Origin of the sequence: Zobellia barbeyronii (genome assembly GCF_018603515.1) — a bacterium.
In the GTDB taxonomy this organism is placed as follows: Bacteria; Bacteroidota; Bacteroidia; order Flavobacteriales; family Flavobacteriaceae; genus Zobellia; species Zobellia barbeyronii.
In genome coordinates, this window is record NZ_JACATN010000002.1 from 879,747 (window position 1) to 895,900 (window position 16,154).

Annotated in this window: 9 protein-coding genes; 2 read left to right on the top strand and 7 right to left on the bottom strand. The window is 37.1% G+C overall.

Going from position 1 to position 16,154, the window contains the following annotated elements; all coding sequences use genetic code 11:
• Window positions 1–77: 77 nt before the first annotated feature.
• The 6 genes from HW347_RS08245 to HW347_RS08270 form a co-directional block, all read right to left on the bottom strand.
• A complete protein-coding gene (locus HW347_RS08245) occupies window positions 78–1,415 on the bottom strand; it encodes a Gfo/Idh/MocA family protein (protein WP_214611397.1) in 1,338 nt (445 codons plus the stop codon).
• A gap of 156 nt (window positions 1,416–1,571) precedes the next feature.
• A complete protein-coding gene (locus HW347_RS08250; protein WP_214611398.1) occupies window positions 1,572–5,093 on the bottom strand; it encodes a sulfatase-like hydrolase/transferase in 3,522 nt (1,173 codons plus the stop codon).
• A 169-nt stretch (window positions 5,094–5,262) separates the two neighbouring features.
• Window positions 5,263–5,838 carry a peroxiredoxin-like family protein gene (locus tag HW347_RS08255; RefSeq protein ID WP_214611399.1) on the bottom strand — a complete coding sequence of 192 codons (576 nt, stop codon included), beginning with the start codon at window positions 5,836–5,838 and terminating at the stop codon, window positions 5,263–5,265.
• 30 nt (window positions 5,839–5,868) lie between these two features.
• On the bottom strand, window positions 5,869–6,690 hold the full coding sequence (locus HW347_RS08260; RefSeq protein ID WP_225901854.1) for a 3-keto-disaccharide hydrolase: 822 nt from the start codon (window positions 6,688–6,690) through the stop codon (window positions 5,869–5,871).
• Window positions 6,691–6,906: 216 nt separating this feature from the next.
• Complete coding sequence (locus tag HW347_RS08265; RefSeq protein ID WP_225901855.1) at window positions 6,907–8,403, bottom strand: RagB/SusD family nutrient uptake outer membrane protein; 1,497 nt, start codon at window positions 8,401–8,403, stop codon at window positions 6,907–6,909.
• Window positions 8,404–8,461: 58 nt separating this feature from the next.
• The gene (locus HW347_RS08270; protein ID WP_225901856.1) at window positions 8,462–11,557 is read right to left on the bottom strand and encodes a SusC/RagA family TonB-linked outer membrane protein; all 3,096 of its coding nucleotides are present in this window, start codon (window positions 11,555–11,557) and stop codon (window positions 8,462–8,464) included.
• A 283-nt stretch (window positions 11,558–11,840) separates the two neighbouring features.
• On the opposite strand from HW347_RS08270, the gene HW347_RS08275 reads away from it, so the two are divergent.
• The gene (locus HW347_RS08275) at window positions 11,841–12,752 is read left to right on the top strand and encodes a Ppx/GppA phosphatase family protein (RefSeq protein ID WP_214611400.1); all 912 of its coding nucleotides are present in this window, start codon (window positions 11,841–11,843) and stop codon (window positions 12,750–12,752) included.
• Window positions 12,753–12,775: 23 nt separating this feature from the next.
• Here HW347_RS08275 and HW347_RS08280 read toward each other — a convergent pair whose 3' ends face one another.
• Window positions 12,776–13,822 (bottom strand): GntR family transcriptional regulator, encoded by a 1,047-nt coding sequence (locus tag HW347_RS08280; protein WP_214611401.1) that lies wholly within the window; start codon window positions 13,820–13,822, stop codon window positions 12,776–12,778.
• 176 nt (window positions 13,823–13,998) lie between these two features.
• Between HW347_RS08280 and HW347_RS08285 the strand changes: the two genes are divergently transcribed.
• Window positions 13,999–16,104 carry a bifunctional aldolase/short-chain dehydrogenase gene (locus HW347_RS08285; RefSeq protein ID WP_214611402.1) on the top strand — a complete coding sequence of 702 codons (2,106 nt, stop codon included), beginning with the start codon at window positions 13,999–14,001 and terminating at the stop codon, window positions 16,102–16,104.
• Window positions 16,105–16,154: the final 50 nt, after the last annotated feature.

The window sequence follows — 16,154 nt, forward strand, 5'->3', positions numbered from 1 at the left end:
GATAAAAAAATGAAATTAAAAAATTCGGGGGTAAAATGACCAAAGCCACTTTACCCCCGAATTTAATATTTGAAAAACTAAAGTTTTACATCCCAGCCTTTGGCGTATTCCCTACCCCATAAAGCCAATGCTTTACGATCTAGCATTCTTCCAGTTTTGGAGTCTATGTCAAAACCATTACCAATTCTATAGGCTACATTACCAAAGTGAACTAATGCCATACTTTTTGATGCATCATCTATTGGTGCTTGTAAAGTTTCTTTACCTCTAATGGTATTGAAAAAATTACCAACATGTATGGTAGTCATTCCGCCGCCGCCGCCAAGCTCAATTCCGCCTTCTTGCGTTTTTGCGTTAACAGTTTTTACCAAATTACCACCTCTGTCATAAAGCTTGTATAAGTTTCGGTTTACAAAGACACTACCTTCGCTACCATATATAATTGTACCACGACCTCCACCATAGGTAGAATATCCATTTCTACTTTTACCATCCCATTTAATGGTCGTATTATTATCGAACTTAAAAGTAGCTTCCATAGTATCGTACATTTCCCAACCGTCATCTACAAAGGCTGATTTAATACCATCTGCCTCTACATGATTTGGAAAGTCTACTTGCAACGCCCAACGTGCTACATCTAATTCATGTGTACCATTGTTACCTAATTCTGCCGTACCATAATTCCATCCGTACCAATGCCAATTGTAATTCCACGTTTCAGAAGTATAATCACGACGAACAGCGGGTCCCTGAAATAATTCCCAATCCAGACCTGCAGGAATGGGTGCTGCTTTTTGAAGTGGCACCTCTCCTCGTTTACTACTAAAAAAAGCAACCGCCTTATATGGCTTACCGATTACACCATTATGAATTTGCCTTATAATATCAATGCTATGCTCCGCAGAACGTTGTTGGTTCCCCATTTGCACCACACGATCGTACTTTTTCTGGGCGGCAACAAGTAATTCATTTTCTGCCATGTTATGGCTACATGGCTTTTCTACGTAAACATGTTTTCCTTCCTTTAACGCCATTATAGAACCTGGAGCATGCCAATGATCAGGAGTTAAGTTAAACAACGCATCTACTTTTTTATCTTCAAGAACTTTTCTAATATCGTTTTCAAGTTTTGGAGTATAACCCAATCTGGTAGACATTTCCGTAGCGGCTTTTACACGCTGACTCTCCATTACATCACAGAGGTATAACAGCTCTACATTATTACTCTTTAACTCTATTGGTGTATACATAGCACTAACACGGCGCCCCAGACCTGCAATGGCAACCTGAATCCTATCATTGGCGCCCATCACTTTTCTGTAACTCTTAGCCGATAAGCTAGAACTACCCAATATAGCACCCGTAGTTCCCAATGCTGTTTTCTGAATAAAACTTCTTCTAGATGTTTTCATTATTGTTATTCTTTAATTTTAAAATCTTGTAATAAAAAGCGGTCTGAATGACCTTATAACAGGATATTGCCGGTTTTGGCTTCTCCAAAATTTGGCTAATCTTTATGCTTATGTTTTTATAAATGTACCTTTTACAATTAAAAAACTAAAGAAACTTTAAAAAGAATTAACTACTAATTTAATTTCATGCTTACCTGGTTCCAAACGTACAGAGCCAAAAGCAGCGTTTACTTTTTTACCATTGTGCATGAGTTCTTTTCCTGGTGATGGAGCTATTTCAAATTCCGCAACCATATTAGCCGGTATTTGAATTTCGAAAATTTGAAGCCTAGGAGTTTCATATTTGTAGCTTCCTTTTATCGTTCCTTTTATAGTCGGCACTTCAATACTACTATTTTTTAAATCGCTCATTTGAGGTTTGATAGTAGCAATTCCGAATCCCGGTGTTTTAGGTTGAATTCCCCAAAGTCCACGTGGGATGGCATTAGCCGGCACAGCTCCCCAAGCATGGTTCCAATCTAGATTATTCTTATACTTCAAATCCCAAGCTTCCAAGGTCATAGTAGAACCAATACGGATCATATTGTACCAACTTCTATCACTTGTATCAGTTAACAGTTCCAAAGCATAATCTGCCGCCCCAGCATTATAAAGACCGTCCATTAAATATTGCGAACCGTAAACACTACACGCCATTCCACGTGACTTCACGTACTCCACAACAGAGGAAATATGTTCCTCAGGAACCATATTAAAAGCCAAGGGCAACATATTAGCATGTAAGGCAGCATGGTCAGTTCCTATACCGTCTACATAAATACCTCGTTCCGAATCAAACATTTTTTCATTGACCGCTTTTTTAGCTTTTAAAGCACGAAGTTCAAAGTCTCTTGCTTCCTCTGTTTTACCTAAAACTTTTGCAAATTCGGACATGATATTCATATTCTGGTAATAGAATGCATTCACTACGGTATTATAATCTTTAAAAACATAGGCATCACGTTCTCCTTTATTTGATGGGTCTCCTCCCCAACCTGCAGATGGCCAATCTACAATATCCCTAAAGGTCTCCTTTAACTGTGGAGAAAAACCTAAATTCTTCATTAACTCAGGCGTCATTTTAGTAGAAGTAATCAACCCTTCTTCATTTGAAAGCTCATAAAGAGTTTTGTATTTTAACTGGTCATAATACTTCTCAATAAGCTCTGTATTTCCCGTATACATATAATCTGCATAAAACATGAGCGCCACGTGCTGTTGCCATTCGGTAGGCCAGGTTGGGTGTTCCATAAAATATTCCATGGTCTGCCTTGCAATGGCATATTCTCGATCGGTGGTGTAATGGCTTAATTGATTCAAATACGCGTCTGCCTCATAAGGAATACGCTCACGATCACCATCTACATAAAGTCCATTAAAAGTAGTGGCCTTAATCGTGTATTTACAGATTTCCCAAACTTGGTTCAAAATATCATCCGAGCTTTTGAAACTACTAGCGTCATCTTCCCAATAACTATGATGTGCTAATAATGTAAAATCTTCTGCTGTAACAGCTTCTTTTGCTCCATCTACCTCAACATATCTAAACGGCATTAAAACTGGAAAATCTTTTGGAAGCGGTAGCGCCTTGCCTGGTCTTGTATTCCTTTCATCTACTTGTACCTGAAGTTGGTATTCTGTTTGATCAGGGTTTACAGCCATTTTAATTTCTTGATATCTGATATGACTTCTGTGGAAAGGTGTTCTGTTGATGTTTTCACCTTCTAGCTGTTCTCCTATTCTAAAAATAAGCGTATCACTAACTTTAGCTTTATATGTAAAGTCTAAAGTTGCAAAAGCTGCTTTTCCAAAATCCATAAAATAGGTTTCACCTCTTTTTTCAAATTTGACTGGTTTTATTTTATCAATTTGAAAACTGTTGGGAGTGGTTATAGTAGCTTTAGGACTTCCCGTAGTAAAAAACTGACTTTGAGAATAGCGTGAAAGCCGATTGTCTTGATCCCAAATGCGTACTTTCCAGAAATAAGTCTCTCCGCTTTTCAACGCTGTACCTTCATGCTCTATTTCGGAAGAAGCGCTAGTTCTTATTTGCTTGCTATCCCAAACATCACCAATATTATTGGTAATGTTCTGTTTAGATGAAGCAACCAATATTTGATAGGCCGATTGTGAAACCGCTCCGTCCGGCACAACCCATCCAAATTCTGGTTTAGTATCAATTACGGTAACCCCTTCTGTGTTTCGTATCCACTCCACAACCAAATCACTAGGACCTTTAGAATAGTCATCGGAAAGCTCAAGAATAAGGTCATTTGTTTTGTTGCGAAAAGCTGCTAACTTTTCGGCATATTTTGAATCTTTTGCCAAATTGTTAATCTCTTTAGGATCGTCTTCTAAATTGTAAAGTTCTTCAAAAGACTGGTCGTTGACATAACGGAAATATTTCCAATTTTTGGTACGGATTCCTTCGCTTGGCGCAATATTATCAAACTCCCAAAGGTGCTCAATCAAGACGGTATCTCGCTCAAAGTCTTTCTTCGTTTTTTCTACTATAGGCATAAGACTTTTGCCTTGCCATGTTTTTGGTTGGGCAATTCCTGCTAAATCTAAAATAGTAGATGGTACATCTATATTCAACGCTAGAGCATCACTATCTTTTTGCCTTTTAACCCGTGGATCATATACAATTAAAGGCACCCGAACGGAATTATCATATAACAACCATTTCCCCGCAAGCTGGCGTTCACCTAAAAAGTAACCGTTATCTCCCATTAGAATAATAACCGTGTTTTCTGCAAGTCCCTTCTTCTCTAGCTCAGTCCTGATTTTGGCAATTTCCCGGTCTATTCCAGATATCATTCTATAATATCCTTTTACGCTATGCTGATATTTTTCCGGAGTATCATAACGCCACGTCCAACGTAAACGGTTAAAGCCGTCACGTACAAATTTAGGTTGAGCCTCAAAGTATTTGTCTTCTCCCAAATCTGCATCAGGCATATTTATATTCTGAAGCAAAGCATCTGACTCCGTTTGCCAGAAATATTGGTCTTCAGCCCCGTCATGGGCATGAGGAGCACTAAAACTCAAGGAAAGACAAAAAGGTTTGTCTGTTTTTACATCTGCAATAAAGTCAATAGCTTTTTGTCCTGTGTAGCGTGTTAAATGAACCGTGTCCTTACCTAAGGTTTTATAGTAATAACCACGCTTGTCTTTATATTCATTATTACGGTCATAAGACTCATATTCATCAAACTGATTTTTTAGGTTATCATAACGGACTCCATATTTACCATAGAAACCAGTAAAATATCCATTCTCTTTTAAAATAGAAGGATAGGATTCAGCCATGTACGATTCTCTAATATTTCCTGTTTGAAAATTGAAATTGTGCGTACGTTCGTAAAGCCCTGTTAAAATGCTAGCTCTACTGGCGGCACAGATTGGTGTGGTTACCATAGCATTCTCAAAATAGGTGCCTTTCTTAGCCAATTTATCCATTTCTGGAGTAGAAATAAGCTTGTTTCCCGCATAACCCAGTGCATCAAAACGCTGGTCATCCGTTAGAATAAAAATTATATTGGGCTTGTTTGCTTGTTGTTTCTGTACTGTTTTTTGTGCCTTTAGCGGTAGTATACATCCGCAAAGAAAAATTAATGCCAAAACTGGTATTCTCATAAATCAGGTATTTGTCAATTTCCCCTGAAATTAGGCGTTCAGGTTAAAACTAAGAAGTTAGAAAAAATCTTCTTCAAACTTATATGCTATAGAGACATTACCCATCCTGTGCTGTCCTGAGAACTGATATATTTAACCGTTTAATTGTTTTCTATACCTAGCTCACAAATTAAGCTTTCTTTGTTATCACTTTAAGTATCCTGAGTATTTCGTCTACACCCATTCTTTCTGTATAGTTTGCTTCAACATGGGCTTCTTCAATTGTTTGATTGGTGTTGATAATAAAAGTAGCCGGTATAGGAAGAGTTTTTGAACCGTCGCCATTTAGAAGTGTTAAATCACGTCGTGCATGATAATCCTCACCCGGATCAAATTGAAGACCGTACGCTTTAATTACTTTCTGATCAGCATCACTAAGTACTTCAAAATCTAAATTATTCTTTTCTTTTGCCGTTAGTGCACTATCCGGACTTTGCGGACTGATTGCTAAAAATGAAGCTCCAAAAGATTTAATTTCCGATAGTTTACTTTGTACTTCTTTAAGGTCTAAATTGCAAATAGGACACCATTCACCACGGTAAAATTTAATAACCACAATGCCTGATTTTAGCATTTCAGATAGCGTAATATCTGTACCTACAGCATTTGGCAAAGTAAAATCTGGAGCTTTATCACCAACAGATAATCCTTGGAGATGACTTGCATTTGAAATAACTAACTTTTGAAAATCTTGTAATTCACTCATATAATTATCTTTCTTTACGAATTTATACTACTACAAATTCTTCAGCCTAATATTTCTATATTCAACCTTCATTGGCGGACCTACATGAACCTGTACTCCTAAATATCCTTTTAACTTTCTATTTATAGTGTCTTCATCATTTACATCACTCATTAAAACTCCATTTATATAATGTTGAAGTCTATTACCTTTAATAATAAGGTGTACCTCGTTCCAATCCTCACTCTTTATTTTTGTCTTCAGGGAATCTGATTCGCCCAAAGAACCTACCACTTCCCTGCTCTGCCAACAGTTGCTTTTTACATTAGCTCTCAAAGAACCTTCAACGTCAGGAGTATCTTGACTATTAATAGTTACTTTTTCTCCTCTATAGGCCAAGGTAGCCCTTTTTTTCTCCTCGTAGTTTTGACCCGTATATCTTCTCTTACCGTCAATATCTGCTTGGTAGCCTTTCATAGCATTTGGAATTGTATCAATCAAATCACTTCTATAATTAATACCACTATTCCCTGATTCAGCGATTTTAAATTCCAACTTCAATTCAAAATCATCTGGTTGACCTCCCTGCCAGATAATAAAAGTATTACTTTTTAAAAGAGTTTCCGGGGTTACCTCACCCACTAACGCACCATTTTCTACACGCCAATAATTAGGATCACCTTTCCAACCCGTTAAAGTTTCGCCATCAAAAATATTTACAAAGCCATCTCCTTCCTCTAGAATTTTAACTACAGTGTCCACCGTTGCTTCTTGCTTTTTTTCTTTGCATGATTGAACATATGCAAGCAGCAATAGGGCAATAAAGCTACCAGCCAAATATTTAGATACTGTTCTACTATTTTTATACATCATATTTTTTTTTCGATTATCACGGTTCTACTATTTGCAATCAAAGAAACCTAGGTAACCTTTTGATAAGTTACCTAAGTTTAAGACAAACTTAATCCACTCTATAGTTATCGGTAATTTCCAACAACAAATTTTCTACAGATTCTTTTTATGATTAAAGGCCATGGATATCCATGACCTTTAATTGTTTGCATTCTAAATCGTTCCTGGTTAATTTAATTAAAAATTAGGATTCAGAGAGGACTCCGAAGCAGGAAGAGCGTATCGTTCAGAAATATTGGTAAAAACATTACCTCTTGGTTCTACACCTGCAGGATAGTAATAGTCAACAGGATTAGCTTTTATTTTATTACCATGAGCAGTAATAACATCTATTGCACGACCCGTTCTTACCAAATCAAACCATCTTTTGTTTTCAAAAGCGAGTTCCACCCTTCGTTCATTAAAAATTGCTTCACTTAAATCACCTGTCGGTTCACCAAGACCAGCACGTGTACGAACTTCATTTAAATAAGGAAGAGCTTCGCCTGCTTTACCTTGTTCTTCCAAAGCTTCTGCTAAGAATAACAACACTTCTGAATATCTATATACTGGCCAGTTCATACCATGATTACCATGTAATGCATGTGGCTCAACATATTTTTTAATAATAGGGTAAACACCATCTTCCCAAAAGCTCTCGCTAATGGTAACGTACATAATGGAAGCATCTTCTCTTAAATCTCCATCTTCATAAGCATCAATAATGTCCGGTGTTGGAATATTGTTTCCTTCACCGTTTACAGGCTGTGGATTTGACGTTCCCGTAATTGCACCAACTTCTTCTGCAGTAATTGGTCTTGGGAGGAAGTTATATAAAAAGTTGCCATTTAAGCCTTCTGCTCCTTCTCTGTATTGAATTTCAAAAACAGACTCCATGTTGTTTTTGTTTTCACTATTTCCGGAGAAAGCATCTTCGTAATTAGGCATTAGCATGTATTCATTACTGGCTACAACTGCTTTTAATAAAGTTTCTGCCTCGCTCCATTGCTCACGTACGATATAAACATTAGCCAATAGCGTTTGAGCAGCGCCCAGCGTTGCTCTACCCGCTTCTTGGTCAGATTTAAGCGGTAACAATCCTATTGCTGCTCTGGCATCTTCAATAATTTGCACATACAGTTCATCCTCGCTAGAAAGAGGTAAAGCTGCCCCATCACGATCTAATACAGGTTCTAGATGCATAGGCACACTACCGAACAACTGCGCGAGTTCAAAATATGAATAGGCTCTCAAAAACAATGCCTGTCCTTTTAGGTTTGCTTTGGCTGTTTCATCAAATTCCGCCTCATCAATAGTGGTCAAAATTTGATTGGTCCGAGCAACAATCTGATAATACTCCTCATAAATTTGTTTCACCCATCTATTGGCGGTAATACCACCGTCACTAGGTATAGAATGATCTGCAATATCCTCTTGATTGTCCGTTGCCCCAAAAGCCGTGTTACGAGCAAAATATGTATTATCGGAATGCATTTCTGCTAAATACGGCTTCGCCTGGTCATTAATTAGGCGTAATGGAACATAAGCTCCGTTTACTGCTTGCGTAAAATCCGTTTCTGTTTTAAAGAACGTAGGAACACTCAAGGAGTCCTCGGGAAATATAGTTAATTCATCATCGCAACTGCTGACCAAAAAAGTCATCGAGGCTACGATACAATAGAATATCTTTTTCATTTTTTCAGTTTTAAAATTTGTCGAAAGTGAAATATTTTTGGACATCATAGTTTTTGATTTAAAAGTTTAAGTTTAAACCAAGACTAAATATCCTTGGAACAGGATATCCTGAGATATCAACACCAGAAGCAAGGTTACCACCATCGCCATCTCCATTGTTCTGCACACTAACTTCAGGGTTTGGACCACCCCAATATTTTGTAAAAATATGCACGTTTTGAATAGACCCATATATTCTAGCAGATTTAAAATACTTCTCCAATCCTGGCAAAGTATAACCTAAAGTGATATTTCTAATATTAAAATAAGAAGCATCTGCTACAAAACGATCGTTTATCCAATCTCTTTCTATACCGGTAACATTACCACCACCTACAGTAGTACCATAGAAACCATCACCAGGATTTTCAACAGATCTAAAACGATTTTCAACATCTGACAGAAGATTAAAAACACCATCTAAGTTTGTTGTACTGAACAAGTGCCGTACCAACAATTGATTTCCTTGTGAACCCGTACCCACAACTGAAAAATCAAAATTTCCATATTTAATGGTGTTCGTAATCCCATAAGTAAAATCTGGAAAAGGGCTGCCTGTAATGGCGCGATCATCCTCATCACCTCCATTGGTTATAATACCATCTCCATTAACATCTACTAATTTAATACTACCAACTGTAGAACGCCCTGGCACCTGTGGTGAACTATCCAAGTCTTGTTGGTTTAGATACACACCATCAGAAACATGACCATAAAACTGACCAAAAGGCTCACCTACCTTTGTTATGTGCCATCCACCTGGACCATAAACTCTATCTATACCATCTGCCAAAGCTTCCACTCTATTTCTATTAAATGAAATATTAGCGTTGGTTGTCCATTTAAATTTACCTGTAGTATTTACAGTGTTTAAAGCAAACTCATGACCCCAAAAACGAATCTCACCAATATTATCACTGAAATTTGAAAACCCAGATTCTTGAGCCACTTGTACGTTATACAATAAGTTTGTGGTATTCTTAGTATAGTAATCATAAACAAAAGACACCCTATCGTTAAACAGACTTAAATCTAGTCCAGCATCAAATTGTTTGGTAGTTTCCCAACCCAAGTTTGAATTTGAAAGTGAGTTCACCGCAGAGCCTGGAGCAAAAGTATCTCCAAAAACTGCATTTACCGTATTGTCTATTAAAGCATACTGTGTATAATTACCAATGTTATTGTTACCTGTTACCCCATAACTACCTCTTAGTTTAAGTAAAGATATGGTCTCTGAATTTTCTAAGAAAGATTCATCAGAAGCAATCCAACCTGCAGAAACAGATGGAAAAGTACCCCAACGGTTCTCTGATCCAAATCTTGAAGAACCGTCGCTACGAATAGAACCTGTTAAAAGGTATTTTCCTTTGTAATTATACGTAAGTCTTGATAAAAAGGAAACTAAACTCCATTCCCTTACTTCATCAAAAGTACCATTCCTGTTAATATTAGTCGCCCCTTGTATCGTTGGTAAACGATCATCTGCAAAATCAGACGCCTGTAATCTGTTACGGTCTTGACGATATTTCTGATAGGTGAAACCACCTAAGACCGAGAAAGTATGATCACCAATACTTTTATCATATGTAACCGTATTTTCATTCAACCAAGAAAACGTATTTCGATCGTCCCAAATAGCCTCATTATTAGTAGGTACGGGTCTATTGATTGAATAAGTTGCATTAGTAGGGCTGAAGAATTCATATTGCTCATTATATAATTCTGCATTTAAACTAGTTTTAATAGCAAGACCTTCAATAGGTTTATATTCAAGAAAAGCGTTAGATAAAATATTAACACTTGTGGTTTCATCTTTAATCCGCTCAGCAGAATTTAACCAGTTAGCATAAGAAAATATATTTCCCGTATCTGCTGGAAATCTATTAAACTCCGTTCTTGTACCATCTGGATTATTAATAGGCATAATGGGCCACGTATGCAATGCATTAAACAAAAGACCAGTACCTCTAGTACCATCTGTTCTTGGTACGTTATCAATAATATGGTTGGGTGCTATATTTAATCCAATACGAACCTTATCGTTTAACTTATATTCCAGGTTTGCCCGAAGTGAATACCGTTTGTAATCCGAACCTAAAACCACACCTTCTTGATCAAAGAACCCCAAAATAACCGATGTTTTTAGTTTGTCCTTATTAGAAGTGATGCTAAGATTGTAATTGGTCATAGGTGCTGTTCTTAAAAGTGCATCGTACCAATCATTGGTCTGGCCTTCATATTGAGAAGGATTTTGAAAAATATCTGGAACCGGACTCCCTTGATCTTCATAATACTCCTTTTTGAATTGAGCGAACTGAACAGCATCCATCATATCAATTCTTCCACGTTGCGGAACACTTTGCATACTGGTGGTCATATTTAGACTTACACTTGTTTCACCAGATTTTCCACTTTTGGTAGTAATCAATACAACACCGTTCGCAGCCCTAGAACCATAAAGTGAGGTAGAAGCAGCATCTTTCAGCACCGTAATGTCTTGAATTTCATCTGGGTTTATAGAATTGATACCTCCAGAAATAGGAAAACCATCTACTACGTATAAAGGATCACTACCACCGGAAACCGATAATTGCCCTCTAATACGTACAGACATACCCTGACCCGGTTTACCCGTAGTCTGGTTAATTTGAACACCCGGAAGTCTACCTTGTATTTTTTGGGTGACCTGCGAAACTGGAATATCAGCAAGCTCATTGGCTTGGATAGTAGATACCGCACCTGTTACTTGTCGCTTAATTTGGGTGCCGTACCCCACTACAACCACTTCATCTAGAAGTGCTGCATCTTCAGTCATCGTTACATCTATCTGGCTTTTACCACCTACAGCAACTTCCTGAGCAGTAAAACCTATGTACGTAAATACCAAAATACTATTGGCATTTGGAGCTACAATACTGTAGTTCCCGTCAAAATCTGTTACAGACCCAGTAGTTGTACCTTTAACAACTACGTTTACCCCGGGCAAGGCTTGTGAATCATCTGCCGAAATAACTGTACCCGTAACGGTAACGCTTTGTGCCTGCATTGCAAAACCCCATAAGAGGGTAACAACAATTAGAAATCCTTGAGAATTTCTTCGAAATCTTTTTTTCATAATCTTGAGGTATTTAGTTGAGTTATATAAAATCCTTAAAATTTTGAGCGGAACTTTAAGGGATTATCAAATATATATGGGTGATTCTAAGAACTCATCCTGTACCATGCTGTAGTGTCCTGTACTATCCTGTACTACAGGAGTAACTGCAAAGGCAGAGGTTAATTTGCCGTGGATAATTTTGTTCTATGTTGTTTGAAATAGAACAACTATATGCTTTCATCAAAAATTTGAATTATCTTTTGGCTCTATAACAGATTCGCTAAAATTAATTTCACATTAAATGAAACTAGCATCAATAGATATTGGATCTAATGCCATAAGGTTACAGGTTGTTAAGGTTTACGAAGAAGATGATTTAGTCAGCTTTAAGAACCTTCAATTATTACGATTCCCTTTGCGATTGGGCCACGATGTATTTTCTAAAGGTGAAATATCACAGCCTACAAAAGAGAAGTTTGTTAAGCTAATGAGCACTTTTAAACATTTAATAGACCTGTATGAAGTGGAAGATTACTACGCCGTTGCCACTTCCGCTATGCGAGAAGCCAGTAATGGGAATGAAGTTAGCAATCAAATCCTGAAAGATGTTGGTATGAAAATCAATGTCATTAGCGGCAAGAAGGAGGCGAGCATTTTAAACAAAGCTATTAAGCCTACGTTACAGAATAGAAAGTATGTGCATATTGATGTGGGTGGCGGTAGTACAGAACTTAATTTACTAGAAGGCGGCAAACTTATACAAAGTAGATCTTTTAAAATAGGATCAGTACGGCAATTAACCGCAAAAGAACGCGCGGCTGTTTTTGCATCAATGAAAGAATGGCTTCATACCACAAGTTTTTATAAATCAAAAAATATAGTTGGTATTGGTACTGGCGGTAACATTAACAAGCTCTACGGACTAGCCAACAAGGCTTCAAACATGGCGATTTCTTTTGCCGAATTAAAAGCATTGCGAGCTTATGTAAGTGAGTTCACTTACGAACAACGCATGTCTATTTTAAAGATGAATCCGGACAGGGCAGATGTTATCATTCCTGCTTCTGAAATTTATTTAAGGGTACTAAAAGAAATGGGAAGTGACCAAATTCTTGTTCCTAAAGTGGGATTAAAAGATGGTCTTATTTATGAACTTTACGAACAAAGAACTCATAAAAATCTTGACAGAATAGAATACTTGGGTTACCTCTAAATAATTATTAATAGCGGATTTGATTAAATTGAATTTCTGTCGATAAAATGAAATGGGTTTTTTACTTTCCCTTTTTTCTTGTCCATAATCATGCGGGCCGTTGTTTCTCCCATCGCTTTAAAATCTGTTGAGATACATGTAATTCCCAGTAACTGTTTTAGAGGCGTATCATTATAGGAAATTACACCTATATCATTTCCTAGCTCAAATTCCTGGTTCCGTATTTGGTTGACAAGATTCACCAAATCCGACTCGCTTATGGTTATGAATAAATCGCCTTTTTTTAGAATCATGTCATCATAAATCTCATCCAGCACTTCAAAATCTATGGAGTGCTCGCTACAAAATTTTCTGAATCCGTGTAAAATTCTTTTTGGATAAGGGTAAACCGATTCTTTGGGGTACGTTATGAACAGTTTTTCATATTTAGAAATCTTACCATAACCTTCTTTTAATGCATTATAAATATCGTTCTCAAAATCCTGATAAATTTCAATATAGTTCCCTTTAATTTCGGCAACAGGATTATCCATTATGATTAATTTCTCCTTTGGAATTTGATCAATGGCTTTAATTACTTCAGGGGTATAACTGGTATGTTTTAATTTTTCAGTTTTAAAATGAGGCATGATTACATAGTAATCGTATGCATTCCTATTTTTTTCCAAAAGATTTAGAAAAAGCTCTTCCTCGCAATGGTAAATGAAAAGATTTGTGTGCGATTTACCACCAATACTATTTATAAAAGAATTATAAATCCGCATCTTGTACGAACTCAATTTATTGATTAAAAAAAGGATATTGACTTTTGAAATTAATTTGGTTCGTGCTATATAATACCCCTTACCTCTTATAGAAATAATAACTTTTCGCTCCCTTAGAATACTATAGGCTTTTTCTACCGTATCCCTAGAAAGAAGGTACTCTTCACTAAACATATTTATGGATGGTATTTTATCATCCATCTTTAGATTTCCAGCAGAGATATTATAGATAATCGAGTCCACAATCTGTCTATATTTGGGTACTCTTGAGTTCTCGTTAATTTTAATAAAATTAAATATATTCATTAGCTGAAGTCTTTATTTTTTCAATTTCAATGGCCATATAATACAACAATAGTAAAGATGTAATTTGGTAATTTACCCAAAATACACATATTTATTTTTTACCTAAGCGGTACAGTACAGGACACAAAGCTTTATTTCATAATCTACTTTTGCTATCAAACATAATAACCCTTCAAATGAAAAATAAAACACAACAATTCAAGTACGTCGATCATCTTTGGGATGAAAAGAAAGTAGCAGCACTAGGTGATGACCAAGTGGCTCTATTTCTTTATCGCTCAAATATTCTTGGTGCAGATTTAAGAATAACGAATTATGGTGGTGGAAATACGAGTTGTAAAACCATTGAAAAAGATCCATTGACCAATGAGGATGTGGAAGTAATGTGGATCAAAGGTTCTGGTGGAGATATTGGTACGTTGACCAAAGCTGGAATAGCAGGTCTTTATACCGAACGATTAAGAAATTTAAAGAATGTTTACGGTGGTTTAGAAGACGAAGACCGCATGGTGGGTCTTTTTAACCATTGTATTTATGACCTGGACAGTAAAGCACCTTCTATTGATACTCCTTTACATGGTTTACTTCCGTTTAAACATATTGACCATTTACACCCAGATGCTTTAATAGCGGTTGCCGCAGCAAAGGATAGCGAGAAGGTTACCAAAGAGATTTGGGGAGATACAATGGGTTGGGTACCATGGCAACGACCAGGTTTTGATTTGGGTCTTCAATTAGAAAAATGCCTGAATGACAACCCTGGAATACGTGGGATAGTTTTAGGTAGCCACGGACTTTTTACTTGGGGAGATACTTCTCATGAATGTTACATGAACAGTCTTGAAGTCATTGAAACTGCTTCTGAATACATAGAAAAAAAGATTGCCGCTAACGGAAGTGTATTTGGTGGTCAAAAAATAAAAAGTCTTGGTAAAGAAGAGCGTCTGGATAAAGCTGCTCAACTTATGCCAATGCTAAGAGGCCTCTGTTCTTCTGAAAACAGAATGATCGGACATTTTAATGATAGTGATGTTGTCCTTGAGTACATAAATAGTAATGACTTAGAGCGCTTAGCGCCTATGGGAACATCATGTCCTGATCACTTTTTGAGAACTAAAATTCAGCCTTTAGTATTAAAACTAGATGCTAAAGAAGACCTTTCTGATACAGAAGCCGTTCTTGCCAAATTACGTCCAGCTTTTGAAGAGTACAGAAAAGAATATCAATCCTATTATGACAACCATAAACGTGCTAATAGCCCTGCTGTTAGAGATGCTAGTCCGGTCATCATCATCTATCCAGGAGTAGGTATGTTCAGTTTTGCTAAAAACAAGCAAACTACTCGTGTTGCTAATGAATTTTACGTAAATGCCATTAACGTAATGCGTGGTGCAGAAGCTATTACGGAATACACATCATTGCCAAGACAAGAAGCTTTTGATATTGAATATTGGTTACTGGAAGAAGCAAAATTACAGCGAATGCCAAAAGAAAAACCTTTATCCCGTAAAGTAGCATTGGTTACCGGTGCAGGTGGTGGTATAGGCAAAGCTATTGCAGATAAATTGGCCGAAGAAGGTGCCAATGTTGTATTGACGGATATTGTTGAAGATAGATTAAAAGAAGGCGTCGCTACATATGCTAGAGATGTTGCTAGCTATGCCGTTTGTGATGTAACAAAAAGTGAATCTGTTGCAGCTGCTTATAAAAAGGCTTGTTTGGAATTTGGTGGTGTAGACATCGTTGTTCACAGTGCCGGTCTTGCCATTTCCAAACCTTTAGAGGATACTACGGAGAAAGATTGGGATATTCTTCAGAACGTCCTTGTAAAAGGACAATTTGAGCTAGCGAAACAAGCAGTAGCTGTCATGCGTAAACAAAGCTTGGGTGGTGATTTTATCAGCATTGCTAGTAAAAATGGTTTGGTTTCAGGTCCAAATAATGTAGCTTATGGAACAGCAAAAGCTGCCCAACAACACATGGCTCGTTTATTAGCTGCAGAATTAGGCGGTGATAAAATACGTGTGAATACAGTTAATCCTGATGGGGTTATTGTAGGAAGCAAAATATGGGAAGGTGATTGGGCCGAAGGTCGTGCCAAAGCATACGGAATTACAGTAGAAGAGCTTCCTGCCCATTACGCAAAGCGTAACCTTTTAAATGAAATTATTTATCCTAAAGATATTGCCGATGGGGTCTTTGCCTGTGTTGGTGTATTGAATAAGACGACAGGAAATATTATTAATGTAGATGGCGGTATGGCCAATGCATTTGTACGATAGTTAGTTCTGAGTTAGTTAGTTTGTTTTTTTTACTTCCATGGGTCGTTTAA